This is a genomic window from Pseudoalteromonas sp. J010 (assembly GCF_003934235.1).
Lineage (GTDB): Bacteria > Pseudomonadota > Gammaproteobacteria > Enterobacterales > Alteromonadaceae > Pseudoalteromonas > Pseudoalteromonas peptidolytica.
This window is the reverse complement of sequence record NZ_RDBW01000038.1, coordinates 1-26,136: the sequence shown is the minus strand read 5'-3', so window position 1 is coordinate 26,136 and position 26,136 is coordinate 1. Positions and strand designations below refer to the sequence as shown.

The following is a 26,136-nucleotide window of genomic DNA, read 5'->3' as shown; positions in this document are numbered from 1 at the left end:
GCCATGTGAGCAACTATGAACCCTACCCCTTGGTATAAGAATTTTTGGCCTTGGTTTTTAATGTTTTTCCCACTTGTCACTGTCGTTGCCTGTGTTTTTCTCATCACATTTGCCGTCGGTAATGGCCCCGATATGGTCGTTGATGATTACTACAAAAAAGGTAAAGCGATCAATCTCGAACTCAGTAAGTTTGATAAAGCCAAAGCACTCTACTTACATGGTGATCTGCAAGTTGCAGAACAAAAAGTAACGTTTAAATTCACCAAAGGCGACGCTTCAAAAGTTCACGCACTAAAACTCTCTTTTTATCACCGCACCATAGAAAAATACGATTTCGACGTCACCCTTACTAAAAATGCCAGCGGAGCGTTCACCGGTTTATTTGATGAACCCCATGAAGGTGCATTTACTGTATTTATAGAGCCTATGGATAATAGTTGGAAAATGAAAGAAAAGATCCAACTTCCACACAATGGCATCATCGCAATTACTCCTCAGTATAAGTAAACTGCCATGGCCAACTCGTGTTTTCATTGTTTAGAGCCTATTCCCAAGGGATTTGTAGGCTCAGTTACCTTTGAGGGTAATACTCAACCTGTGTGTTGTATCGGCTGCCAGGCCGTTGCAGAAACTATTATTTCTCAAGGGATGAGCGATTATTACACTTACCGAACTGAAAGTGCGGGAAAAGTCGAAGAGCTGATCCCCGAGCAGCTAAAAATGCTGCTCAGCTACGATAATGACGAGATACAAGAAGATTTCGTAGAGACGAGCGGCGACACCAAAGAGGTGTTATTGAGTGTTGAAGGCATAAGCTGCGCCGCCTGTGCTTGGCTAATAGAAAAACAACTATTGGCTCTTGGGGGGATCATTCGTGTCGATGTCAACACCTCAACTCATCGCGCGATGATAGTGTGGCAAGACAAAAAAGTTAAGCTCAGTGACATCATAAAATCCTTAATGGAAATTGGTTATAAAGCTTACCCCTTTCAAGCCGATGAAGAAGCCGCCCAAAAACAAGCTGTAGCAAAAGCATATATCCGTCGGCTAGGTGTTGCGGGTTTGATGACCATGCAAGTCATGATGTTTGCATTTGCCATGTATTTTGGCATGTTTTCAGGAATGGAAGAAGATTTTGAGCAATACTTCCGCTGGATAAGCCTGATCCTTGCCTCCCCGGTTATTTTATATTCAGCAATGCCATTTTTAACCAATGCCGTTAAAGGGCTAAAAGCCAAACAACTGAATATGGATTTGCCGGTTTCCTTAGCTATTTTTGGTGCCTATGGCGCGAGTACCTATGCCACATTTATGGAAGTCGGTGAGGTATATTTTGAGTCTATCTGTATGTTTACCTTTTTATTATTATTGGGTAAATATTTAGAGTTTAGAGCTCGATTAAAAGCCAGCGAATTTACCGCTAACCTACAAAAATTACTACCGCTGACTGCCAGAAAAATCGATGATCAGAACAACGAACAGCATATCGCAGCAAAAAAACTTAAACTCAACGATCGTATACTAGTCAAGGCTGGCGAGACCATTCCAGCGGATGGCATAGTCATCAGCGGTAATACCACTGTTGATGAGTCTATGATGACAGGTGAACACCAACCTGTTAAAAAGTATCAAGGTCACCAGGTATATGCCGGTACTGTTAATCACGATGGTGTGATCACGCTAGAAATTAATAAAATTGGTCAGAACACCCTGTTGAACCAGATAATACGGTTACAACATAATGCACTTACAAAACGCCCAAAACTGGTCGAAGTAACCGACAAAGTGGCTCAATGGTTTGTTGCCTGCCTACTTGTATTTGCATCCATAACAGCAATTGGCTGGTATCCTATTTCACCAGATAAAGCGTTTTGGGTTACAATTTCGGTGTTAGTTGCGACCTGCCCCTGCGCCCTAAGCTTGGCTATACCAACTGCTTTAACCTGCGCTGTGGCTTCGCTAACCAAAAAAGGAATTTTAATCAAAGAAGCACATGTCCTTGAAACTGCAACAAAACTCACACGCGTGGCGTTTGACAAAACAGGGACTTTGACGGATGGTCGCTTTTCAATTAAACATGTTGAAATACTACAGACTCAATATACAGAATCTCAAATTCTAGAACTTGCGGCAGCATTAGAGCGTTTTTCAGAGCACCCTATTGCACGTGCATTTGCCCACATAACACCTGCAGATAACTTAATTCAAGATGTTGAAGTCATTGCAGGGTCAGGTATTAAAGGCCGCTGGCGTAGCCATGAGTTAGCCTTGGGTAAAAGTCATTGGTTTAATAACCATGCTTCTTTTGCGCAAGCTACATTATTTGTTGATGGTAAAGCCATTGCCGATTTTTATTTCAACGACAAGGTCAAAAATAATGCGGAGTCTGTCGTAGAGAAACTACAACAAGCTGGCCTTACATGTCACATGCTCACAGGTGATAGCTCTAACGCAGGTAAGGAGCTATCTGCTCAGCTGGCGCTCGATAGTTATCAAATTGGCTGTACACCAGAGCTTAAGCAACAAGCAGTAGATACGTGGTCAGAGCAAGGTGAAGTGGTCGCTATGGTGGGTGATGGTATTAATGATAGCCCTGTGTTTAATAGTGCTCATTTATCTGTTGCGATGGATACTGGCGCTGATATTTCAAAAAACACAGCGGATGTCGTACTACTCAACAGTGATTTAAACGCCATTTTGGCACTACAGCAGGTAGCGAAGCAAACACGAAGGATTGTAAAGCAAAACCTCACCATTTCATTAATGTACAACGGCTCCATCTTACCGCTCGCGGCACTTGGCTTGATCCCCCCTTGGATTGCGGTGATCGGTATGTCAGCAAGCTCCATCATCGTAATTGGAAATTCATTAAGGCTATTAAAACTATGAGTATTATCTACGTATTAATACCTATCGCTATTTTATTCGTCATTATTGCAATTGGTATTTTCTTCTGGGCGGTAAGAAGTGAGCAATTTTCCGACTTGAATAAACAAGGCCACAGCATTTTATTTGACGACGATAAAATAAAAGCGGACGAAAATAACGCTAAACGCTCCACAAATAAGTCAGACCAAGATAATTAACATGAATGAGGTTAGCCTGCTGAGTGCACTTATCATGGGGCTTGCTGGTAGTGGACATTGCTTGGTCATGTGTGGGGGAATAGCCAGCTCATTACAGCTTGCCAGTAAACAATTGCCAAGTTTAGTTGTTGCTATACTTTACAACGTCGGCCGTATCAGCAGCTATGCGTTAGCAGGCGCATTAGTTGCGCTACTAGGTGCAAGTTTAGCAAAACAAAATACTATGATTGCCAATGTGCTGCAATTGATGAGCGGTGTCTTTATGATATTGGTAGGCATATATATTATGCGCCTCGCCAGCACACTAAAGTGGCTTGAATCGCTAGCGAAAAGCCTAATATGGCAGCATATAGTTAAGCTAAATAAATATTTGGTACCAATCAATACAAAGCCAAAGGCCTTTCTATATGGCGTATTGTGGGGATGGTTACCATGTGGATTAGTATATTCGGCGCTAACTTGGACACTCCAAGCTAAAAGCCCACTTGAAGGCGCATTGATTATGCTCGCTTTCGGCGCAGGCACTCTACCTGCGCTTATTGCCATGGGACAATCCGCGTTACTATTACAAAAGTTTATTAATCATCTAGTTACACGAATTATCATGGGAAACTTACTGATTTGGTACGGCGTTTATCTAATTATTATTGCAACTGATAAGCTAGTACATTAACCTATCCTTATCTAAGCAAACTCATCATTTTAGATGACTAGTGACATTTTTGAGAGTAGGAGCTCCAATTAAAAACAGTTTCATCTTTTGCGTGTTGTGAGAGTTTGCGGCACTCCAGGCCACTCAAAAAATGAGTAGTAACTGGAGTGCCTTCGTGTGCGTCATAGACTTATGGAAATTTTATGGACTTAAGTAATCAAAATCGCTCAAAGAGCCAATGCACCATTAGCTGTAACAATTGCAGCATCAGCCAGCTATGCTTGCCCTTTTCATTAAATGGCAGCGAAATGGATAAGCTGGATGAAATTATCGAGCGCAAAAAGCCCTTGCATAAAGGTGACTATCTGTTTGAATCTGGTAGTAAGCTAAATGCTATTTTTGCTGTTCGTTCTGGTTCATTTAAAAGTTATACCCTGTCAGAGCAAGGTGATGAACAAATCACAGGGTTTCACTTAGCGGGTGATCTCGTTGGTTTTGATGCCATCAATAAGATGCAGCATCAAAGCTTTGCACAAGCATTAGAGACCTCAATGGTATGTGAGATCCCATTTGATACGTTAGATGAACTTGCTGGAAAATTACCTAAGTTACGCCAGCAAATCATGCGTTTAATGAGTAGTGAAATTAATTATGACCAAGAAATGCTGTTGCTTCTTAACAAAAAAACAGCGGAAGAGCGCCTAGCTACGTTTATATTTAATCTCTCCAACCGCTTTGGTGAACGCGGTTTTTCTCGCAAAGAGTTTCGCTTTACGATGACGCGTGGTGAAATTGGCAATTACTTAGGTTTAACCGTTGAGACTATCAGCCGCCTGCTCAGTCGTTTTCAAAAAGCAGGGATCATAAAGGTTGAAGGTAAGTTCATTACGATTAATGATGCTGAGGCACTCGCTGAAACAGCAGCAATCGCATCTTGATTTAAAACAAACTAATTATTGTTAGGGCTTTATCCTTAAGTAAGATCGGTTACACTCAATAGAGTCGCAAAGGTAATACTAGCTTGCGGCTCTGATTGTTAATTTGCCGTTTTAAGGAGATAGTCGTGGATCAAATTAAAAATATACTCACCGTTATTGACCCAACCAAAGAGCGTCAGAATAGCCTAGCGCGTTCAATTAACCTCGCTAAACGTACCGGTGCAGATATCACCGCATTTATGTCTATCTACGACTTCTCTTACGAGATGACAACCATGTTATCTAAAGACGAACGTGAAAGCATGCGTGAAGCCGTGATCAAAGATAGAGAGCTGTGGCTGGCGGATATGGTCAAAGCTTTCCCCGACGTCAATATAAAAACCAAAGTAGTTTGGCATAACCGTCCATACGAAGCCATCATCAAAACCGTGCTTGAGCATGAGTATGACCTCGTCATTAAATCTACTCACGAGCATGACACTTTAAAGTCCGTTATCTTTACACCTACCGATTGGCATCTTATTCGAAAGTGCCCCGCTCCGCTCCTACTGGTGAAAGATCACGCATGGCCTGAGCAAGGCAATATTATCGCCGCAGTCAACTCTGTAAGTGATAATGAGCAACACCAAACGTTAAATAAGCGCATTATTACTGATGCACAATTTTTATGTGGGTTGGCAAACGCGAAGCTCAGTTTGGTCAACTCTTATCCTGCGACGCCTGTCAATATTGCTATTGAGATCCCCGAGTTTAATCCATCGCAGTACAATGAAGCGGTTAAAAAACACCATGAAGATGAAACCTTTGCGTTAGCAGATACCTTCTCGATTGACAGACATGACTGCATTATCAAAGAAGGTCTACCTGAAGATGTGATCCCGCATGTTGCCAAAGAGAAAGATGCTGAACTTGTCGTTATTGGTACTGTTGGTCGTACCGGCTTGAGCGCAGCGCTTGTAGGTAATACTGCTGAGCATGTTATCGACAGTCTTGACTGTGATGTATTGGCATTAAAGCCTGATGGCTATCAATCACCGCTAGCAGATTGATATTCCTCTAATAACAAGGGGAGTCTTATTAGACTCCTCCTCAGATTTACGTTGTTTTTGTGACAGTGCACTAATCGGGTAACTTGAATTTAACCGTACTCTTTAGCGTTTCTTTGGGGCCTAGTTTTGAAGCGCCTCCCATCACATAAACCCAGCCATTATGACTCACTTGACCATGGCCATGACGTGGAAATGGCATATCCGGCAACGATTGCCAGGCATCAAGTTTTGGATCATAAAGCCATGCAGACTTGTAAACCTTGCCAGTATCCTGTTCATTTTGATAATCAAGAGCTTCGCCACCAGTAACCAAGATCTTACCGTTAATCACGCTTGCGGCTAAACCAGCTGCAGCTATGGGTAGAGGTGCCAACGCTCTCCAAGAATCAGTTGTGCTGTTATAAACTTCTACCGTGTTTAAATTTGTAGCTTCATCCCCGCTTGTCCGCCCACCAATTACATAAATATCATCGCCAATCACGGCACTGGCCGCAGAACTTCTTGGGCTCGGCAACGGCTTTGCTCTACTCCAGTAAGCATTGTTTTTTAATACATAGTGCGCTGTACTATCAAGGTTGCTAACAGAATCATCATCAAGAGTCTTGCCACCAATAACATGAATATTCATCCCTATGCTAGCATATACAGATTCAGCTAAAGGACTTGGTAAACTTGGTGCTGACACCCAACGTCTGAGGCGACCATCTAAGCGATATACTGTCGATTGAGGTTTCCATACTGCTCCCTTTGTTCCGCTAAATCCACCTATTGCATAGAGGTAATGAATATTACTTGCAAACCCTATATGGTGCCTCGGATCAGGTAAAGAGGGAGCACGCTTCCATATCTCCTCCGATGGATTTAACAGATACACCTTATCGGACGGACCAAGCCCTTGAAAAGTCTCCAGCTCCGAAGCACTAAACCCACCACCTACAAAAATGCGATTGATAAAAACGGTCGGATAAATTTCCTGAAATGCTACGGGTAAAGATGTCGAAGTTTGCCAAGTTTGCTGCGACATGCTCTCTTGGGCATGCACATTTGTGGCCCCCATTGCCAAAGCCGCTATACAAAATATGTACTTAAATGTTAGTGGTAGTCGTCTCACCGAAGCCTCTCGTGCACATTTACTTTCGCCATGTGCGTTTAAATAGGGTTGTTATCAACTATATAGTAAGTCATGCAGGCAAACAAAGGCTGGAGTATCAATTCACTACTCGTTGCTTTTTCGCTCTATCCGTTTACTAACTCTTAGAACTATTCATAAATAACAACTATTTATACGAAAAATCCAGCCTCTAGGTTCAATAAAATAAAACCCTTGTTCTACTTGCCAGTCAGGCTACCAAAATTAAGGAAAAATCAAGAGTAACCTGTCATGACTAGATATATCTCTGTATCCAGAACACGAAGTAAAACGCGGATAGCAAAAAGAGTGGAGCGGTAGCGAGTTGTGCTCGAGTGATATGTGATGATTTTGTCCGCTTCCATGTCATCAACACACCTGTTAATGACATTCCGCTCAATGCAACCCCCATTAAAAACCACACCAATTTTGAGCCCAGCCCAGCAAAATAGCCGAAGTGCAGTGGATCGGCATACTCATTGAGATAACTGCTAAGTTTTAGGTTTTGCGGCGCTTGGACCTCGACGATCGCTAATGTTGCGGGGTTGATATAGACTTTATGAGCACGATCACGAAGTAATGGGTTACTGGCTACACCTTGAAAGCGTAGTGCAGATGTTTCTGTTCTTGGAAAATGTACACTGGTGATAGTCCAACCGTTGATAGCCCCCTGAGCTTGATTAAAAGCAGCCTCGAACTGCTCACCAGAGAGCGCGACTTGCCCTTGAACTGATTTGATTTGTTCTATTTTTGGCGTTCTTGGCTCCAAACTATGATCGACTATCCGTAAACCAAACTCAAATAAATACCAAAAGCTCGTCAGAATAATTATGGTAGTAAACCAGAGTCCCCACAACCCTAGCACCTTGTGTAAATCACTTAATAGCACCCTCGACCCTTTTGTTAGTCGCACACGCCAAAGCGCTACTTTCCAGTTTTTTGTGGTTTTTAGACCGGTGTAAAGAGAAATCAATAAGACAAAAGCGAAAAAAGTAACGATTGGTAACCCAGGGACAGCAGGCATAAACATATAACGATGGAAGTCTCTAAAAAACCGTTGTACGGTCAGTGTTGAAATATCCCCTGTTACTTCATAAGTCCATTGATCGACATGTACATATCTGTCTTTACCACTCTCAAACGACACACGCGCTCGATATGTAAAATAGTCGCCTCCAATAGTGCCTAACGTTAACATACGTCCATCAGGGTATTGCGTTGAGATTGACTCGTACATCGCACGCCAAGCTGTCGCAGTATGCTCAGACTTTCCTTGGGGCTTGTCCGTCGCTCGCATTTGATCGAAGACAAGCCAGTCAATTTCATTTGATACCGTTGCAATCGTGCCGGTTGTGAGGATCACAAACATGACCATCGCAAGCTGAAAACCAACCCAAGCATGCAAATCATACAGTTTCCGCAGTCGTTTTCTTTGTTTGGTTTTGTCTAACATTTAGCCCTCACAACGACTGATGACAACGATAAACTACCAATTATAGGTGAACTCAAGAAACGCATTTCTAGGGTCGCCCGGGAAATGCCCGGTACGTGCTAAGAAACCAGACTCGGCATATTCTTTGTCAAAGACGTTTTCAACTCTAAATAACACGCTGTAGTTGTCTACTTCCCAAATGATTGAAGTATCAGCAACAAAGTATGAATTAAGCGTTTGCCCCGATAGGCTCAATTGCTCATCGACATAATTCCCACCGACAGCAAATGCTAAGTTCCATTGTGGGATCTGGTATCTTGTCCAAATGCCCAATTGATTTTCTGGCGCATTGGCAAATCTATCACCGACACTATTGCGGATCCCACCAGAGCCATTATCAGCCGTGATTTTGGCATCATTATAAGCATAGGCAAAACTCACCACCCAATCTGGTGTCACGTCAGTGATAAGTTCAACCTCCACACCTTTACTGGTTATTTCACCAATTGCAGCTAGATTATCAACTCCATCTTGTTCTGGGTCGACCCCTGTACTTTGCAGCAGGTTTTGCCTCTTTATTTCGTAACCCGCCACCTTCAACAACGTACTGCCGCTGAATAGCTCAGCATTAACACCAACTTCAATGATGTCGCCAGTTGTCGGGTCGAACGGTCCACCAGCTTGCAAATCCTGACTCGAAACGCCCTGAGGCTCATAAGAATCAGCCCATTGTGAGTATATCGACACGTCGTTAGATAGCTTATAAATACCACCCACTCTAAAGCTGATGTTGCTATCGTCAAATTTAGTGCCGTTCGCATCGTCCTCAAACTTATCGAAACGCATACCGCTAACTAGAGTAAATTTATCCCAAGCTAGTTCATTTAAAACGTAAGCACCGTTACACTTTTGCTTTGTAGTGCGCTGTGGCGCAAATTTGACATTGTATTGGCTCGGGTCTGTTTCTCCATAACGTGGCTTATGCAAAGACAGTGGCAAAATATCAGAGTTTAGAGAGGTGCCATTTAGATAGCGGAAAATAAAGTCATTTGAAGCAGAGGCACGACCTAACAAGGCATCTTCTTCACCTGAATAGATGTCAATACCAAATGCTGTACGCTGTTCGGCACTGAATGCTTGGCTCTCATAGACAAAGTTTGCAGCAAACGACAGTTGGGATTGCGCTCTTAATTGATCGCGAAACTCACGCGCTACTAGGTCAATCTTCCCATTACCGTCACTGTCTATTAACGCCCTTGGCTCATGATAGTTCTGTGATTGCTCATTATCAATATAGCGCAGTGCTACGTCGTAATTTAGAGATGAAGTTAGCTCACCAACTAAACTCGCTTGTAGTACATCCGATGTCAGATCTAAAAAGTCGGATGGTTCATTATGATTCCATTGGGGGTAGGTCAAAAACTCGCCACTATCATCTGCTGGCACACCGCGAAGTCGGTTAGCATCAAGATCTTGTTTGTAGTGTGTATATTGCAGTACCAGACGTGCATCATCAAAGTCATAGGCATAGCCTGCATCAATTATTGCGACTTCACTGGCGCTGTTATCACGATAGGTATCTTGTTGTTCATAAAACGCGCCGAGTCGAATGCTTTGTGCTTCAGCAACTTCAGAGGTGACTTCTGCAGAGCCGCCAAAACGGTTGTCTGTACCAAAGATGATACGTGTATTTGCACTAAATTCTGTTTGTGGCTTTTTTGTAATGTAGTTAAATAGCCCCCCTGGTGCACCAGGTCCGTAGAGCATACCTGATGGTCCTTTTAAAAAGTCGACACGTTCAACATTAAAAAGTTGCGGTACGTTAAAACCAACGTATGGGTCTCCTCTTAAGCCGTCAAAGTAAATTTCTTCCTGACGAAAACCACGTGCTGTGACTCCGGCATAACTGAATTGACTAACACCTGCAATATTGCGGTATAAGTCCTTAGCGTCTCTTGCACCTAAGTCATGGATCAAATTCGCATTCAGCGAGGTAATCATCTGAGTTGAATTTAATGGGTCAACCGCAAGCTTTGCCGTAGTGGACTCACCATTACGATATAGATTCAATGTTCGGCTCACCACCGTGATCGTTTCAATCTCTTGCTCTGTCATTTCTTCTTGAGCATTTTGTTGCTTTGCTGACACTTGCAGCGAGGGATACATTATCGCTAAGACAATAAGGGAAAGCTTAGATATTTTGTTCATTAGGGGTCACACAAGATAATTATAAAAACAGCACACAAATAGTAACAATTATTAGTTGCATTTAAAATAACAAATAGAAAATAATTGCAATTTCCAACACAGTTAGTATTAGATTGCTCCTGATGATAAACTTTTAATTAAGCACTGATAGAGTTCCCCGCTCCGACCTCAGCCTCGAACGCATGTAATACCCATTAACCCGAGGATGAAGGAAGCATCCATGCCCGTTTTGTTAAACATGAACCTTCTATCGGGCAGCGCAAACTGTTCAGCAATACTGTTCAGTAATAAAGTCAAAATGGGGTTGATTGATTGGAGATTTGAGCAAAAAGGCGGACTGATAAAGCCACTTTAAAAGGAAGCTAAATACAGCGCTAGGTAAAGGCACCTAGCGCAATGAGAAGTTATCCCAATTGTCGTAATTAAGTGGTCTATTGTGAGGTGAGAGAATCTTGTCGATAACTCGGAAAAAATTTTGCTATTTAGTTGTTCTAAATAAGAAAATCTTAACGCAGTTAGCGTCAAATTTACGCCTTCAAATTGAGCAAATATTAATGCTAATAGGTATTAAATATTTGTCACATCAATAAAGAGTGACTCATCTATATTTGTTGACGAAACTACAGCCTCATTAAAGTCATACGCTTCTCGTTCACCATTTCTATCAAGAGGCAAACTTTCAAAATCGAATAACTCTGTATCTGCCAACTGACTTGGGCTAACGTTTTGAATAGATTTAAAAATATTCTCCACACGGCCTGGGGTTTTCTTGTCCCATTCCACCAACATAGACTTGATATTCTGCCTTTGTAAGTTTTCTTGTGAGCCACATAGGTTACATGGAATGATTGGAAAGTCTTTATGCTCGGCATACTGAAGCAGATCTTTTTCGCGAGCATAAGTTAGTGGGCGGATCACCACATTGCGACCATCATCTGAACGCAGCTTTGGTGGCATCGCCTTCATTCTCGCGCCATAGAACATATTTAGGAACAGTGTCTCAACAATATCGTCTAAGTGGTGACCTAACGCTATTTTCGTCGCGCCAATTTTCTCGGCGAAAGAATATAAAGTACCACGGCGTAAACGAGAGCAGAGCCCACAGGTAGTCTTACCCTCAGGTACTTTTTCTTTAACCACTGAATAGGTATCTTTATCTATGATGTAGTATGGAATATCTAAGCTTTCAAAGTACTCAGGCAAAATATGCTCAGGGAAACCGGGCTGCTTTTGATCTAGGTTTACCGCTACAACATCAAAATGGATCGGCGCTGCTTTTTTTAGATTTAGCAAAATATCCAGCATTGCAAATGAGTCTTTACCACCACTGATGCAAGCCATTACGACGTCACCTTCTTCGATCATATTATAATCTTTAATGGCATTACCGACATTGCGGCGCAAACGCTTTTGCAGCTTATTGAACTCTAAAACTTCTTTACGATTATCTTGCTCTATCATGGTGTTAGGTGCCGTACTCATACTTACTCAAGTCTGTAGTAAAGCTTTCAAGCTTTGCTACATTACTACATCAATTATGGGGCGCTGATTATACGTGAATTTACAGTGAGGTTAAATACAAAAAATGGCGCTTACATGGAGCGCCATTTTCATTTATCTTAGGGTGTAGATCTCAAGCGAACTAATTCATTGATATTATAATCCGAACACCACTTTTTCACTTTTCAGCATGCGGCTACTTAAGTAGGTAAAGATAGCAAATAGCCCCAAAGTTACCGCACTAGAGAGTAATAACTGCGGTACAGGGATAGCATTACCTTTGATGATCTCTATCATGGCATTTTGCTGAGCCGCGATAGGCATCCACTGCATAATATCCGTGGCGATATCATACGTTGTCGCCATACTCATCATTACTGGAATAAACAACGCCATTGCGACATAAGATTGTGCTTCTTTAAAAGACTTGGCAAGAAAAGAGATAAAGATAAGCAAACTGGCAGACATTAGTGCTATTGGTAAGCCAATTAAAATCGCTGTAACAATAAACGTAAAATCAATAATAACGGTAAAGCCCATCATTTCCCACGGTACCATGTTGTATGCAAACTTGGAGACTACAGTGGTTAAAATTAATGCAATGATCGAGAAACCTGCAATTGCGCCTACTTTAGCTAGTACAATATGTGTTGTGCTTATTGGGTGACTCAATAACAGTTGTAAAGAGTTGCGCTCTCTCTCCCCTGCACTACTGTCAATGGCCATCCCCATCGCAGCGTAGAAAAGCGAAATAATAATAGATAGCGTGGCAATCCCAAGCACAAACCCGCCTTTAGAAGTAGGCGTTGCTTGATCATGTGTTTGCACGTCGATCGCGCGGGCAATGGTTGGGTCAATACCACGGGCCACCAGACGTAGTGAAGCAACTTCGCTGTTGTATAGCATCAAATTACGTTCCAAACGATTAATTGAAGCACGTAGTTTTTGCTCTGATTTATCCGCAATAATAAATACCGTGGCGCTCTTTCCTTGCGTCATATTGACCTGATAATCGTCACTGATCTCCAAAGTAATCGCTTTAACTTCCTCTCCCTCTCCATGTTCAATTTCTTTACTTGCAAGGAACTGCACGAGATTTGGTGCATTATGTGCATTTTTTATCGTGATTTTTAATGCCTCTGGTGATGCCATTTGTTTAAACATCACAGTAAACAGTACACACATTAAGATAGGCGCACCAATACAGTAGTAAAGTCCGGCCATTACTGAGCGCTTATCTCGACTTGCATCTAGCACTTCTTTTTTAAACAATATTGAAATCAACTTCATCATGCCGCAATTCCTTCATCTGTACCAATTAAGGTGATAAATGCTTCTTCCAAGGAGGTTTTACCTGTTTGCTCACAAAGTGATTGCGGGGAGCCTTGTGCGACCACTTTACCTTTGGCCATCACGACCACATGATCGCAAAGTGCAGCGACTTCTTGCATTACGTGGCTTGAAAACAACACACAGTGACCTTGTGCTTTTAACATCAACAGCAGATCACGTAGCACTCTGGTACTCATGACATCCAGCCCTCGAGTCGGCTCATCCAGAACAATATTTGTTGGTTTATGTACAATCGCTTGTGCTAGCGCTGTTTTCATTCTCTGACCTTGAGAAAACCCTTTACAACGCCTATCAGCGATATCAAGCATCTGTAACTTCTCAAGTACCGTTTGTGTGGCATCTGCGGCTGCCTTTGGTTCCATACCACTCAACTGTGCATAAAACTGAGTGTATTCACGTGGGGTCATTCGCTCATAGAGCCCACATGGATCGGGAAATAAGCCTAGTTGCTGTTTCGCTTTTGTTGGCTCTTTAGCAACATCAATATTATCTATCGTGGCATGACCTTTATCAGCCTGAAGCAAACCAAACACAGTGCGCAAACATGTTGTTTTACCAGCACCATTCGGGCCTAGTAACCCCGTAATTTGGCCATCACTGGCAGTGAATGAAAGCCCATCTAACGCGTTCACTTCACCAATTTTTTTATATAAGTTATCTACTTGGATCATGACTTACTCCTTATCAGCAATGCTGGCTGGGCCATTAATATTCATAAAGAATTGCTTACGTGTATCTTCTTGAAGGCAACTAGTATCAAAATCTCCGACTGCTTTTTCATCATAAAACTTAGCAATAAGTTTATTTGCACAGCTTTGACTCGCAACAATATGGGTTGCTGTCGGTGCCACTAAATGGGTTGCATTAGTCAGTTTTTCCATCGCCACTTCAGCCCACTTTGCTGGCGTAGCTGGGTCTAAACCACCAGATAGCAAAAGCGTTGGTATATCAGACTCTACAGGATCATAGTAGCTATCAGAAACCGGTTTAACATCCCATATTGGGCAGGTAATATCGAGACCTTCAACCATTGTCTTACCAATATAATTCTTGCTGTACTTCTCTTTATCGGCACCTGATAACCTTGCCCAATCTTCACCACATACAATGGCCTGATGCATACCAAGGGCAAGATCCATACCGTCCTCATTCGGCGCCATCATACCCACTAAAGGTAATACGTTACCTTTACTTGCTTCACTAATAGCAAGTGGGATCAATACTCTTGAAGGATGAGCATAAAGAGCTATCCTGATTGCGCCATACAGCTTAGACTTGGTCATTGTCATATCTAATGGCTGACTTGTCCTTGGATGCAAAACGGATACTTTAAGTGGAGTTTGCTCAACTTGAGTAAGCAATGATTGCCAACGCTGGGCTAAATTAGGGTAAGCTTGGGAGCATTTTTTATCCGACTGGCATTGTTTAAACAACGCATTCAACGAGTCTTCAATCGCCCCGCCAATCGCTAATAAGCTTTGGTTACTTGGTGCAAGACCGTCTAATACTGCTGACGCCACGCTATCAGGGAACTGTCTCATATACTCAAGTGCAATACGAGTGCCATAAGAGCCACCGTATAAATGCAGCTTACTATAGCCAAGCGCTTTTCTTACCGCGTCGAAGTCTTTGGCCGCAGCGGGTGTGGTGTAATCAGACAAGTCTGTCGCTAGTTTTTCTTTACACTCAATAGTGTCTTCTTTGTAAAAGTCTAAACCTAATAAAGTATCATCCGCAGCAAACTGGCTTGCGAGATCATCAAGCCCACACTGTAAAAGATTAGACTTTCCAGTTCCTCTTTGGTCAACAAGGATGATGTCTCTATTCTCTCTGGCATATTTTAAAATGCGCTCAAAGTTCGCTGCGATGCTCGTCGCCGACTGCCCAGGACCGCCTGCAAACGCGAGTATTGCTTCTTGCGGATATAAGGGCTTGATAGCAGGAATAACCATAAAGTGAATATCAATTTTTTGATCTTGTTTTTCATCACTTAATGGTTGCGACAATTTACCACACTGCACTCTATCACTCAGGTGTTTAGCGTAGCAAGGCGCTAATTCAACTGCTGATGTCGCTGCACGAAGTGGCAACGCAGCACTAATAAGTAGGGGTACTGCCGCCAACTTTACTAAGTTTTTCTTAATGTTAAATGGCTTTTTCATAGTTAATTCCTTGTTGACTCATCACCAGTATGCTAACTTTAAATGAGTGTATCAGTGTATTATTGTATTAATACAGTAGAATCAGAGTAATGCTAGATCTTATTCATGTCAACCCCAACAGCGCAGAGCCAATATACAAACAGCTATTTGATCAAATAGTGCGGTTAATTGTGTCAGGTAAAGCACATCCCGGAGACGAATTGCCTTCGGTGAGAAAACTTGCAGAGTACTTTGCAGTCAACCCCATGACAGTATCTCGTGCAATTGGGCAACTAGTAGATCAAGGTTGGCTTGAGCGCAGACGCGGTCAGCCAACCCGAGTAGCAAAGCAACTAGCCATGCAACAAACTGACAACCTTCTGCAAAAAAATTTAAGTATTTTAATCACTGACGCTAAACAGCTGGGGATAAGTAAAACAGAGTTGTTATCATTGATAGATAAAAACTGGGAACAAGAATAATGACAAGCCCACTACTAGAATTTGAGCGAGTAAATAAGCAGTTTGCAGGCAAAGCTGTTTTAAACAATATCAACCTTATTATTGAGCCGGGTATGGTGATGGGGTTATTGGGGCGAAATGGTGCGGGTAAAACCACATTACTACGTATCGCCCTTGGGCTGATCTCACAAAACACAGGGGTCGTAAGATGTTTAGACAGTGACAATCGACAGCTTAGTCCTTCGTGCAAGCAAAGAATCGGATATGTACCCCAACAACCGTGTGGCTATCAAGGATTTAAAGTCAATGATGCACTGGCACTACACAGAAGCTTTTACCCTAACTGGGACAGTACGCTAGAGCAAACATGGCTATCGCGACTTGAGCTTGATGGCAACGCGCTAGTTAGTAACCTTTCTGGTGGGCAGCAACAAAGCTTAGCGCTTATCATGGCTATGTCATACCGTCCACAGTTACTGATTTTGGATGAACCCGTTTCCAGCTTAGACCCCATTGCACGCCGAGCTTTTATGAGTGATTTGTTTGAGTTGGCATTGGACGCAGGTTCAGGGGTGCTTTTCTCTTCCCATATCACCTCAGATGTCGAACGTATCGCGAGCCATATTGCAATCATCAAAGACGGAGAGGTACTCGTTTCGGGAGAGCTCGACAGCTTAAAAGAACAGATCAAAATTGTTCCAAATAGCGCCAGCGACCCTTTACCCGGAGCCACAATACTTCATCAGTCTCAGCGTTCTACCGTATATCAAGCAAGCTCCTGTAACTTAAGATCCAAAAAACCAGAACATAACATCACAAATCTTGAGCAGCTTTTTGTGGAGCTACATCAATGAGATTCATCGGCAAGGCAAATTACTGGTCAGGATTCTCTGGACTGTGGATGAAAGAATGTGGCTCAGCCAACTTTTTCATTCCTGGGGTATTAGGCGCATTAGTGTCTCCTTTTGCGTTCATGATAGCAGATCAACATCTTCAAAGTTTTGCTTTAGTTTTCTCACTTAGTGCTTTATGGATGGCGTTCTGCTGGCAAGTTGTAAAACTTCAGGCGCAAGAAGGAGCAATGTTATTCCCAGCGCTCAAGCATCATGTTTACAAGCAAGGTGGACTTATTTTATTACTTGGCTACGCGTTCAATGCGCTAGCTATGATAAACCAACCGGTGCTTGAGGTTATCTGTAGCATGCTATTTGCCAGCGCATACTGCGGCTACTTCTTTTTGCTCACGCAAAGAAGCAGTCGCCACTTTAAGCACAATAGTTACTTCTTTATGCTGCTTTTAATGGCTGCTATGTTTTTTGGTCACCAACCAACTACATTAGCCGCGTTAGCGATCCCACCGAGCCTCATTGCTTTATACTTCATTTTTACAAGGCAAAAAAACTGCCACTGGCACCCAGAGGCCTATCAAACCTACCTTAATAATATTCAAACGGGGTTACTACCTGTTCATACTTTCACGCCAGCTTGGTTGACACAGAAGTTTCGGCATTTTTTGATGCCTATGAGTTATTTTTCTGGAAACTTGCTGCTACAAACCTGCCAACTTTTTGTGTTAGCAGGTCTCCTTGCAATAATTGCCGCCGTGTTTTTTGATGCCAACTCTCAGTTTTTGATGATGTTTATGGATGTGCTGACAATTATGGTTGCGATTTTCGTGTGTTGGTCAAAGTTACAAACTAGGATGAGCTGGGATCAACTTTATTTGCTTCCTATCTACTCGAGCCTGACTTCCATTAAACGGGCATATCACATTGCCGCATGCAAACTGGCTCTATGCCTGGCACTATATCAACTTATTATCATAGTTGTTTGCGACAGCTTGTCTGCACCACAACCTTATTCCGTTTATATTCTCATTTTTGCAGGCTCAGTATCCAGTTTTATGCTATGTATTGCCCTTGGCAGTATTGTTAACAATACTATTTCACTCTCACTCTCCTGCATGTTCGCTCTGGTTTTAGACAGTGCTCTAAAAGCTTACCTTTTAGAGCATCATCAAGCTATCAGTAGCGTACTTGTGATGTTTGGCTACTGTATAGCTATCAGCTTGCTACTTTTATATGCGAGTAAGAAGGTTGAGTAACGCTTAGTGGGAATGCGTCCGACTGTTTATAAAGTCTGTCACAGAGAATAACACCCCAGAAATAACAAAAGTGATATGGATCCCAACTTTCCATGCGAGTTGTTCGCTGGTTAACTCGTGAGAGTGAATAAATACTTTTAATAGTTCTACGGCTGAGATAGCCACAATGGCACTAATAAGCTTGATTTTGAGGCCAGAAAACCCAACCTTTCCCATCCAGGTAGGCTTATCTTCTTGCGGTTCAACATTTAACTTCGAAACAAAATTTTCATACCCACTAAAAATAATGATGATTAATAGCCCTGCCAAAAGAGCAGTATCAACCAGTGTCAAAATACCAATTAAAAGCTCTTGATTTGTCGCGCTAAGCGCGGTGATAGTCATGACATAGAGCTGCTTAAAGAACTTTAATAGCAGTAGTACTATCGCTAATAGCAAACCAACAAAAAAAGGAGCTAGAAGCCATCTACCCTTAAAAAGAGTTCGCTCTAAAAGGTGCTCGTAGCGATTAGGCTGCTCACTTTTAGACCTAACATCTTGTTCCATATTATTACTCATTACCTTGTTCTAAAGATTACATTTAACTGCTAAATGTAGCATTACGAATCCTAATTCTCACGTTTTATTGTTCATAACTTAAATCAATTTTTTGCTCTTTAAGAGAAAATTAATTCGTTTTCTTTATTTTAATTTTTGCTTTAAAACGTACTTGTTCTTTCAATTAACAGGTAAAACGAATGAAAACCTTAACTTCATCATTAATCGCTCTGTCTTTATTTGCTTCTACTTTGGTAAAGGCAAACGATGAGTTACCAGTTGCACCCGCAGACTTGGTTCAAGAGCTAACTGAAACGTGCCTTGATTGGGCAAAAGATGATGAGGTACAAGCCTCCGAACTAAAAAGGTATGTACTAAGCTGTGTTAACGATGAATTACAAGCGACTGGATATCAAAAAGTCAAAGATGTAGAAATCAAATAGTAGTAACATATGCAGGTAAGAGGCTGCTCAAGAGATTGAGCAGCCTTATGTTCTTAAAAGCGGTTAGGCTTTTTTCTTACGTGTCGCCTTTTCTTCCTCAACCCATTTACCATTGCTGTAAGTTGCCTTCCAGCCAGTAGCCTTACCGTCTACTTCGGTCATTACATATTGAGTCTTGGTTTTTCTTGAGTAACGCACAATTGCCAAGTTTCCATCTGAGTCTTGCTCTGGTGCGTCAGCCAAATAATAAAATTTTGGCGAAATTCTATCTCTAAAGCGTTTAAGCTCTGCAACTTTTGGTGCCCTTGTTTCTCGCGATTTAGGGAACGTATGCGCTGCTAAGAAAATACCAGATGCGCCATCACGTAGCACGAAATGCGCGTCTGATTTTTCACACTCTAATTCAGGTAATGGAACTGGATCTTCCTTAGGTGGCGCAGCCTCTCCATTTTTCAATAATTTTCGCGTATTTTTGCACGACTCGTTAGTACAGCCAAAATATTTGCCAAATCGCCCAGATTTAAGCTGCATATCCGCGCCACACTTGTCACACTCAATAACCGGGCCATCATAGCCTTTGATTTTGAATGAACCAGTTTCAATCACATAACCCTTACATGCCGGATTATTACCACATACATGAAGCTTTTTGGTTTCATCAATGAGGTACGAGTCCATTGCTGTTTCACAAATAGGGCAACGTTTCATATGACGAAGTGACTCAGCTTCGGCTTCTTCGTCAGCATCTGCTGCAACAGCTTCATCACCTGATACAAGGTTAATTGTTGTAGTACAACGTTCTTTGGGGGGCAAATTATAACCAGTACAACCCAAGAAAACACCGGTTGAAGCTGTACGGATCCCCATTTTTCTTGAACAAGTTGGGCAGTCAATGTCTGTTTCTACCATGACATTTTGTCGCATTCCGCCTTCATTTTCATCACCGGCAGCAATTTCTAACTGATGAGAAAAATCAGCATAGAACTTGTCTAGTACCTGCGTCCAAACCCGCTCACCTTCTGCAATATCATCCAGTCGACCTTCCATCTTCGCAGTGAAATCAAAGTTCATCAAGTCGTTGAAGTTTTCCACCAAGCGATCGGTAACAATTTCACCCATTTTCTCGGCATAAAAACGTCGATTCTCTACACGTACATAGCCTCTATCTTGAATGGTCGAGATAATAGCAGCATAGGTGGAAGGTCGGCCAATACCTCGCTTTTCTAGCTCTTTAACCAAACTTGCTTCACTATATCGCGCTGGTGGCTTTGTAAAGTGCTGTTTCGGGTCTAATGCAATCAAGTTGAGTTTATCACCCACACTTACACTTGGTAGCGCTTGATCTTCTTCATTTTTCTTACGAACTGAAGGTTGTACACGGGTCCAACCATCAAATCTAAGTACGCGGCCTTTAGCCTTCAAGGTGTAGTCTTCTGCCGCCACGGTAAGCGTCGTTAGATCATACTCAGCTGGGGTCATCTGGCAGGCCACAAATTGACGCCAAATCAGCTCATACAGTTTTTTAGCGTCCGCTTCCACGCCATCAAGGTGGCCAGACAACACGTTTACATCTGAAGGACGAATGGCTTCGTGTGCTTCTTGTGCATTTCCTTTCGCCGAGTAGCGCAGTGGCGCGTCCGGTAAATATTTATTACCAAACTCGTTTTCGATATAGCCGCGACACATTTCAAGCGCGTCATTGGATAGATTTGTCGAGTCGGTACGCATATAGGTAATGTAACCAGCTTCATAGAGACGCTGGGCTAGCATCATGGTCTTCTTAACCCCATAACCTAAGCGAGTACTTGCCGCTTGCTGCATTGTCGAGGTAATAAATGGCGCACTCGGCTTACTCTTGCTTGGCTTTTCTTCAACTTTGACGACTTCGTAAGCACTGTTTTCGAGCACTTGTACAGCAGTATCAGCCTGAGTTTTATTTACTGGTTTAAATGCTTCGCCTTTAAACTTAGTAACCGCAAGGCGAATATCATCTTTTGTTGCTTTAACATCTGCGTGAATATCCCAAAACTCTTCTGGAATAAATGCTTTTATCTCACGCTCTCGTTCAACAAGTAATCTTACTGCAACTGATTGCACTCGACCAGCAGACAGCCCTCTGGCAACCTTTTGCCAAAGCAATGGCGAAACCATAAAGCCCACAACACGGTCAAGGAATCGTCTTGCCTGTTGTGCATATACCATGTCAGTATTTAGCTCACCTGGATCTTCAAAAGCTTGCTTTATCGCATTCTTGGTGATCTCATTAAATACCACGCGCTTGTATTTACTTTCATCACCGCCAATGATTTGCTCAAGGTGCCAAGCAATCGCTTCCCCTTCTCTATCCAAATCCGTCGCCAGATAGATGTGGTCTGCATCTTCAGCAAGTTTTTGTAGCTCTTGAACTACCTTTTCTTTACCAGGCAAAATTTCGTAATGCGGTTCCCAACCCTTTTCAGGGTCAATCCCCATCCTCGCAACCAAATTTGCATAGTCTTTTTGCTTTTTGTATTGCGCTTTTTCTTCAGGTGACATTTTGCGTACTTCAGCTGGCGACTTAGTTGCCAAACCTTTTGTTTTGCCTGCGCCTGAAGTAGGAAGATCTCGAACATGACCCACACTGGATTTAACAATGTAGTCCTTGCCGAGGTATTTATTGATTGTTTTTGCCTTCGCGGGAGACTCTACAATTACTAGCGATTTGCCCATAGCTGCCTATTTTTGACCGATTCTGTCTGTGTTTGCCCTTACTTGGGCGTTGAATTACTTATAGGTATATCTACAAACACCTATTGTTACAAGCTAAATATACGAACTTTTCCCTGATCACTGAATTATTATCCAATTTATGTACAATAAACAGCCAATTTAGGGACGTTTTCTTTTATATAAGGTTAAGGCACGGGAATATAAAGGAATAGAAAGAAAAATGCCAACCCGAAAGTTGGCATTTGAAGAATTAACCTGCGTCTCTGACAAATATACCTACAGACTCCGACTTTTGCTCAGATGAATCCCCAAGGGCAGGATAGGTAAATTTAATCGTTAAAAACCCGTCCCTTTTATTATTTGGTTCTGTTTCCTGCACCAGTGTTACAGTAATACTTTGTGCGATATCGGTGTTAGTATTTCCAACCGCAGAGGTGACAGTACCTGACGCTAATTCGCCGTTATTCGTTGATACCTCAATTTCGGTACCAGCAGGTAGTGGGTTACCAAATATATCTGAAAAATAAATTGTGATTGGTACCGATTGCCAAGCATTTTGTACAGTAAAGTCAACTGACTCTATATCACAATGCTCACTATCATCTGATACTTCGAGTACCAATCCTCTAGAACTAGTGCAGCTTCCACCTATATCGCCTTTTGCAACAGTGAAACGTGTATATACGTCATCACCAGACATCACAAGTTCAAACTGACTATATACATTTACCAACTCTCTTGAGCACTGCCCCTTTGCATCACCCTCAGCTTCTGGTGAGCATAGTAAGCCATTATAACGACCGTCTGGCTGATTAAAAAAGCCGTTATTATCGTTGTCGATCCAAATATCATCATGTCCACCGGTACTTGTTCCCGTTGGTGAACAAGGTCCTGTATTAGGTGACGTGTCACATATCGCTTCATCAAAACGGAAGTTTTCATTGGTATCAAGGAATGCTTCTGATAAGTCAAATTCTTCGCGGAACTCACCAATATCAAATTGACCATTTCGACGTGAAACACCATCGCTTGACGGTTTGTCAACATAAGTCTCTTGACCTTTAACGAAAGCTAACACGCTCACCCGACCGCCCATAACTATCCGGTCGTCAGCAAACGGGTCTGTTCCTTCTAATGGTGCATCTTTTTGTCTCTTCATGCCACCAATACAAGGAGCAGCTTGGCCAAAGTATGGATCACAATTCCAATTTTCTGAAGTGTTAGGAACTACGCCAACCTTACGAGGTGGAATACTATTTAGCCGATTGCCCCACTTCGGATCAGTAAAAGGACGGACACCTTGACTACGCCAAACTACAGAACAAGAAGCATTGTTGGTTCGACAGTCATAAGTAGTATCAGAATCAAGGCTACCTATTGCCCCAGCCTCTGCAATAACGGTTGCTGCGACCCCATCAGCATTAAATTGGTTGAATTGATCGCCAAAAAATAACCTTATATTGGTGGTTACCCCATTGTAATTAAGTGAGTTGGTATTAAACGTGGTTGGAGAGGCATCAAATGTATCTTGATCGGTAACACCAGAGCTTAATATTAAGCCTGAAGAAACACCAAAAATCTGTTCACTTAGTGGGATTGTATGCATAACGCCGGTAGGACAACGAACATCATCGTTTGTGGCATCTGTATCATTACATGCCTTTGCAATATCTGTCCAGCAAGTTATTGCGTCACCATCTGGCAAGTTAACGTAAGATTCCTCTGGGATATAACATGCACTAACAACGAGTGGTCCCGGCACGATACCTGACTTAACCGTCGTTCTCACAATACCATTAGCATTGGTATTACCCGTAATTTGCGTGAGAGAGGCCAAGCCTTGCTCATCAGATAACCTGAAATCAACACGAGCACGGGGAATTGCAAGATTGTCTTCATCGACTAGCTTAAAGCTCACGACTGACTGCGTCGGCAAGCCCCCTTCGCCCGGAGGTAAAGCAATAAACTGGTTGAAGCCTTCTTCTTCTGGCAAAAACTGTACGGCTTGTGCAAGTGCACTGTCGATCTCAATCGTGGTTTCTTTGTTAATTGGCGAACTACCGTTTTGGATGGTCACTGAAATGCGGTCTTCACCTTGACAGCCTTTAGCACGGTAAGTGGAACGTGCAATACCGTTTGACGTGTTCACACTTTCATCAAGTTCGGCCAAAGCCGGTGTAGCAGATGAACAAGGAGAGCTAAATGCCACCTCAAATGCGCTATTAATTAAGGCACCATTTTGGTCTTTCAGCGTCACAGTAATCACGGTACTACCACCAGCTGAAAGCTGTTGTTGAACGCCATTACCATCAACCAGGCCGTTATCAATAGACACATTTAGCTGCGCAACACCGACGTTAAAGTTAATTGCTTGGGTAACATCAACATAGTCTGGTGAATTTACGGTTATCGTCCCTGCTCCACCTTGATTTCCTGGTTGAAACTTTAAGATAGCAATACCAAAATTATCAGTTAACGCTGTGCCAGTTGCAGGTAAAATGGTACCCAATGTAGTTTCAGCACTAATTAGCGCATTAGCGATTGCATCACTTGTTTGACTTGAGGTGAGCTTGATAAAAATATCGGCAGTTTCATTTGATGACACTTGATTAACACGCGTACACCCCGCCGCAATTGGATCTATCATTGCTTGGTCACGATTTGTATCCCAGCCCACAGGACACTGGCTTAGTAGCATCACCTCAAGCTTACCTGAGGCCGTATTATCTGAGTTATCACCACCACCTTGAGAGGTAAAATCGAACGTCTTTGATACTGCGTTACTACCTTGTTCATAAGACGCTGTAATGCGACCAGCTCCAACCACATTGGTTACCTTTAGAGTAACCGAAGCTTTCCCTTCTGTATCAGTTAACACTGAACCTGAACTAGGTTCCATTACTGCAAACTCATCGCTTTCAAAAACAACGCGACTGTTGGCAAGCGCGCTGCCATCTTTTGTTAATGTTGCTGTAATAATAAGAGGAGAAGTGGACGAAAGTGTATTTGCTGTATTACCGTCGCTGTCTGAACCTGATAATGTTATAGCGTATGTGCCGTCACTACCATCACCATTTCCATTGTCAGTATCTTTTTGAATGCTGCCGCCACCGCCGCATGCAGTCAGTAAAAATGCGATTATCAGCAAGCCAAAATAGCGCATCAAGGGCATTTACCTGTCTCCCTAGCTAAGTTAATTTTATTATTGCTCAATAGTAACCCAATTTTAGCGATAAAATCACAATTTTTTATTAGATTAACTCGATTTTCTATCGCTAAATGCTGTTCATCTGCGCTAAGCCTGTTAAGCTTTACGGATTTTAAAATACATAGTGTTAGGACAATGTCAGAAAATCAAAAAATGGGCCTAACGGCGCGCATTATGATAGGTATGGTATTAGGCGTAGCGTTAGGCTTTATACTCCAGACCATACTTGGCGACAGCAAAGAAGTACTTATACCTTTAGGTCTTTTTGACCTGCCTGTTAAAGGTTTTTTTGTTGATGGTTTGTTTCATATCGGTGGCCAAATCTTTATTGCAAGCTTAAAGATGCTTGTTGTTCCTTTAGTTTTTATTTCATTAGTGTGTGGTACGTGTAGTCTAAGCGATCCGAAAAAGTTAGGCCGATTAGGTGGGAAATCTATCGGTCTTTATCTGATCACAACTGCGATAGCAATTACAGTTGCGATAACGCTGGCTCTGTTTTTTGCTCCAGGTGGAGACGTTGAAGTACCTAGCACAGCCGCGTTCGATGCAAAGCAAGCGCCAACCTTAGTTCAAGTTATTATCAATATGTTCCCAACCAACCCAATTGATGCGATGGCTAACGGCAATATGTTGCAAATCATTGTGTTCGCACTGTTGTTTGGTATTGCCATGGCACTGAGTGGAGATGCAGGTGCTCGATTGGCCGCAGTATTTGAAGATTTAAACACTATTGTACTAAAGCTTGTCACTTTACTGATGAACGTTGCACCATACGGGGTATTTTGTTTGATGGCCAAGTTATTTACTACCATCGATATGGGCTTAATTGTTGAGCTTGGAAAATACTTTATGGTGGTAGTCTTGGCACTGCTTATTCATGCGTTTATTAACTACTCTATTTTGTTTAAGTTACTTACAGGGCTAAGCCCGGTTGTTTTCCTCAAAAAAATGAAAGATGCCTGCATGTTTGCATTTAGCACCTCGAGTTCCAGCGCGACTATGCCAGTGACATTAGAAACCGCAACTAAAAAGTTAGGTGCGCATAATTCGGTTGCTTCTTTTACTATACCGCTTGGTGCAACTATCAATATGGATGGTACTGCGATTATGCAGGGGGTAGCAACTGTCTTTATTGCCCAAGTATTCGGCGTTGACCTTACAATAAATGATTACTTAATGGTTATTC

21 protein-coding genes are annotated in these 26,136 nt (G+C 42.4%); 11 read left to right on the top strand and 10 right to left on the bottom strand.

The features are described from left to right. The first annotated feature begins 15 nt into the window (after positions 1-15). The 6 genes from EAG18_RS18620 to uspE all read left to right on the top strand — a co-directional run bounded on the left by EAG18_RS18620 (position 16) and on the right by uspE (position 5,725). Entirely contained in the window at positions 16-507 is a 492-nt protein-coding gene (locus EAG18_RS18620; RefSeq protein ID WP_125253865.1) for a FixH family protein, read from the top strand. Between the two features lie 6 nt (positions 508-513). Then, on the top strand, positions 514-2,889 hold the full coding sequence (locus tag EAG18_RS18615; protein WP_125253864.1) for a heavy metal translocating P-type ATPase: 2,376 nt from the start codon (positions 514-516) through the stop codon (positions 2,887-2,889). Continuing rightward, complete coding sequence (gene ccoS / locus EAG18_RS18610; protein ID WP_125253863.1) at positions 2,886-3,086, top strand: cbb3-type cytochrome oxidase assembly protein CcoS; 201 nt, start codon at positions 2,886-2,888, stop codon at positions 3,084-3,086. The genes EAG18_RS18615 and ccoS overlap by 4 nt, the downstream gene beginning before the upstream one ends. A gap of 1 nt (position 3,087) precedes the next feature. Continuing rightward, positions 3,088-3,759: a sulfite exporter TauE/SafE family protein gene (locus EAG18_RS18605; RefSeq protein WP_125253862.1), complete on the top strand. Its 672-nt coding sequence runs from the start codon at positions 3,088-3,090 to the stop codon at positions 3,757-3,759. A 182-nt stretch (positions 3,760-3,941) separates the two neighbouring features. After that, on the top strand, positions 3,942-4,676 hold the full coding sequence (locus EAG18_RS18600) for an FNR family transcription factor (RefSeq protein ID WP_125253861.1): 735 nt from the start codon (positions 3,942-3,944) through the stop codon (positions 4,674-4,676). Between the two features lie 125 nt (positions 4,677-4,801). Continuing rightward, the gene (gene uspE, locus EAG18_RS18595) at positions 4,802-5,725 is read left to right on the top strand and encodes a universal stress protein UspE (protein WP_125253860.1); all 924 of its coding nucleotides are present in this window, start codon (positions 4,802-4,804) and stop codon (positions 5,723-5,725) included. A 70-nt stretch (positions 5,726-5,795) separates the two neighbouring features. Here uspE and EAG18_RS18590 read toward each other — a convergent pair whose 3' ends face one another. The 7 genes from EAG18_RS18590 to EAG18_RS18560 form a co-directional block, all read right to left on the bottom strand. After that, entirely contained in the window at positions 5,796-6,782 is a 987-nt protein-coding gene (locus tag EAG18_RS18590) for a kelch repeat-containing protein (RefSeq protein WP_125253859.1), read from the bottom strand. A 328-nt stretch (positions 6,783-7,110) separates the two neighbouring features. Beyond that, positions 7,111-8,307 (bottom strand): PepSY-associated TM helix domain-containing protein, encoded by a 1,197-nt coding sequence (locus EAG18_RS18585; RefSeq protein WP_125253858.1) that lies wholly within the window; start codon positions 8,305-8,307, stop codon positions 7,111-7,113. Positions 8,308-8,340: 33 nt separating this feature from the next. Further along, the gene (locus tag EAG18_RS18580; protein WP_125253857.1) at positions 8,341-10,494 is read right to left on the bottom strand and encodes a TonB-dependent receptor; all 2,154 of its coding nucleotides are present in this window, start codon (positions 10,492-10,494) and stop codon (positions 8,341-8,343) included. A gap of 567 nt (positions 10,495-11,061) precedes the next feature. Beyond that, positions 11,062-11,955: a tRNA 2-thiocytidine(32) synthetase TtcA gene (ttcA, locus tag EAG18_RS18575; RefSeq protein ID WP_125253885.1), complete on the bottom strand. Its 894-nt coding sequence runs from the start codon at positions 11,953-11,955 to the stop codon at positions 11,062-11,064. A gap of 195 nt (positions 11,956-12,150) precedes the next feature. Then, positions 12,151-13,287: an ABC transporter permease gene (locus EAG18_RS18570; protein WP_125253856.1), complete on the bottom strand. Its 1,137-nt coding sequence runs from the start codon at positions 13,285-13,287 to the stop codon at positions 12,151-12,153. Next, entirely contained in the window at positions 13,284-14,018 is a 735-nt protein-coding gene (locus EAG18_RS18565; protein ID WP_125253855.1) for an ATP-binding cassette domain-containing protein, read from the bottom strand. The genes EAG18_RS18570 and EAG18_RS18565 overlap by 4 nt, the downstream gene beginning before the upstream one ends. Before the next feature lie 3 nt (positions 14,019-14,021). After that, on the bottom strand, positions 14,022-15,509 hold the full coding sequence (locus tag EAG18_RS18560; RefSeq protein WP_125253854.1) for an alpha/beta fold hydrolase: 1,488 nt from the start codon (positions 15,507-15,509) through the stop codon (positions 14,022-14,024). 89 nt (positions 15,510-15,598) lie between these two features. On the opposite strand from EAG18_RS18560, the gene EAG18_RS18555 reads away from it, so the two are divergent. The 3 genes from EAG18_RS18555 to EAG18_RS18545 are packed head-to-tail and all read left to right on the top strand — an operon-like array spanning position 15,599 to position 18,053. Beyond that, positions 15,599-15,970, top strand: coding sequence for a GntR family transcriptional regulator (locus EAG18_RS18555; RefSeq protein WP_125253853.1), 372 nt, complete (start codon positions 15,599-15,601; stop codon positions 15,968-15,970). Next, positions 15,970-16,803, top strand: coding sequence for an ABC transporter ATP-binding protein (locus EAG18_RS18550; protein ID WP_125253852.1), 834 nt, complete (start codon positions 15,970-15,972; stop codon positions 16,801-16,803). Before EAG18_RS18555 ends, EAG18_RS18550 begins: the two co-directional genes overlap by 1 nt. Then, on the top strand, positions 16,800-18,053 hold the full coding sequence (locus EAG18_RS18545) for a hypothetical protein (protein WP_125253851.1): 1,254 nt from the start codon (positions 16,800-16,802) through the stop codon (positions 18,051-18,053). The genes EAG18_RS18550 and EAG18_RS18545 overlap by 4 nt, the downstream gene beginning before the upstream one ends. 3 nt (positions 18,054-18,056) lie before the next feature. Here EAG18_RS18545 and EAG18_RS18540 read toward each other — a convergent pair whose 3' ends face one another. Continuing rightward, on the bottom strand, positions 18,057-18,611 hold the full coding sequence (locus tag EAG18_RS18540) for a TIGR00645 family protein (RefSeq protein ID WP_125253850.1): 555 nt from the start codon (positions 18,609-18,611) through the stop codon (positions 18,057-18,059). Positions 18,612-18,790: 179 nt separating this feature from the next. On the opposite strand from EAG18_RS18540, the gene EAG18_RS18535 reads away from it, so the two are divergent. Beyond that, positions 18,791-19,033 carry a hypothetical protein gene (locus EAG18_RS18535; protein ID WP_125253849.1) on the top strand — a complete coding sequence of 81 codons (243 nt, stop codon included), beginning with the start codon at positions 18,791-18,793 and terminating at the stop codon, positions 19,031-19,033. Between the two features lie 63 nt (positions 19,034-19,096). On the opposite strand, the gene topA is transcribed toward EAG18_RS18535, so the two are convergent. Together topA and EAG18_RS18525 are read right to left on the bottom strand one after the other, a co-directional pair. Next, positions 19,097-21,742, bottom strand: coding sequence for a type I DNA topoisomerase (topA, locus tag EAG18_RS18530; RefSeq protein WP_125253848.1), 2,646 nt, complete (start codon positions 21,740-21,742; stop codon positions 19,097-19,099). A gap of 250 nt (positions 21,743-21,992) precedes the next feature. Next, positions 21,993-24,914 (bottom strand): hypothetical protein, encoded by a 2,922-nt coding sequence (locus EAG18_RS18525; RefSeq protein ID WP_125253847.1) that lies wholly within the window; start codon positions 24,912-24,914, stop codon positions 21,993-21,995. 171 nt (positions 24,915-25,085) lie between these two features. On the opposite strand from EAG18_RS18525, the gene EAG18_RS18520 reads away from it, so the two are divergent. After that, positions 25,086-26,136, top strand: a 1,051-nt coding sequence (locus EAG18_RS18520) for a dicarboxylate/amino acid:cation symporter (protein ID WP_148098526.1), incomplete at its 3' end; no start/stop codon positions are given.

Coding starts and splice junctions, on each gene's coding strand:
- topA (WP_125253848.1), bottom strand. CDS start 21,742: ATGGGCAAATCGCTAGTAATTGTAGAGTCTCCCGCGAAGGCAAAAACA.
- EAG18_RS18620 (WP_125253865.1), top strand. CDS start 16: ATGAACCCTACCCCTTGGTATAAGAATTTTTGGCCTTGGTTTTTAATG.
- EAG18_RS18605 (WP_125253862.1), top strand. CDS start 3,088: ATGAATGAGGTTAGCCTGCTGAGTGCACTTATCATGGGGCTTGCTGGT.
- EAG18_RS18550 (WP_125253852.1), top strand. CDS start 15,970: ATGACAAGCCCACTACTAGAATTTGAGCGAGTAAATAAGCAGTTTGCA.
- EAG18_RS18570 (WP_125253856.1), bottom strand. CDS start 13,287: ATGATGAAGTTGATTTCAATATTGTTTAAAAAAGAAGTGCTAGATGCA.
- EAG18_RS18585 (WP_125253858.1), bottom strand. CDS start 8,307: ATGTTAGACAAAACCAAACAAAGAAAACGACTGCGGAAACTGTATGAT.
- EAG18_RS18555 (WP_125253853.1), top strand. CDS start 15,599: ATGCTAGATCTTATTCATGTCAACCCCAACAGCGCAGAGCCAATATAC.
- EAG18_RS18560 (WP_125253854.1), bottom strand. CDS start 15,509: ATGAAAAAGCCATTTAACATTAAGAAAAACTTAGTAAAGTTGGCGGCA.
- ttcA (WP_125253885.1), bottom strand. CDS start 11,955: ATGATAGAGCAAGATAATCGTAAAGAAGTTTTAGAGTTCAATAAGCTG.
- EAG18_RS18580 (WP_125253857.1), bottom strand. CDS start 10,494: ATGAACAAAATATCTAAGCTTTCCCTTATTGTCTTAGCGATAATGTAT.
- EAG18_RS18540 (WP_125253850.1), bottom strand. CDS start 18,611: ATGAGTAATAATATGGAACAAGATGTTAGGTCTAAAAGTGAGCAGCCT.
- EAG18_RS18565 (WP_125253855.1), bottom strand. CDS start 14,018: ATGATCCAAGTAGATAACTTATATAAAAAAATTGGTGAAGTGAACGCG.
- EAG18_RS18545 (WP_125253851.1), top strand. CDS start 16,800: ATGAGATTCATCGGCAAGGCAAATTACTGGTCAGGATTCTCTGGACTG.
- EAG18_RS18535 (WP_125253849.1), top strand. CDS start 18,791: ATGAAAACCTTAACTTCATCATTAATCGCTCTGTCTTTATTTGCTTCT.
- ccoS (WP_125253863.1), top strand. CDS start 2,886: ATGAGTATTATCTACGTATTAATACCTATCGCTATTTTATTCGTCATT.
- EAG18_RS18600 (WP_125253861.1), top strand. CDS start 3,942: ATGGACTTAAGTAATCAAAATCGCTCAAAGAGCCAATGCACCATTAGC.
- EAG18_RS18615 (WP_125253864.1), top strand. CDS start 514: ATGGCCAACTCGTGTTTTCATTGTTTAGAGCCTATTCCCAAGGGATTT.
- EAG18_RS18525 (WP_125253847.1), bottom strand. CDS start 24,914: ATGCCCTTGATGCGCTATTTTGGCTTGCTGATAATCGCATTTTTACTG.
- EAG18_RS18590 (WP_125253859.1), bottom strand. CDS start 6,782: ATGGGGGCCACAAATGTGCATGCCCAAGAGAGCATGTCGCAGCAAACT.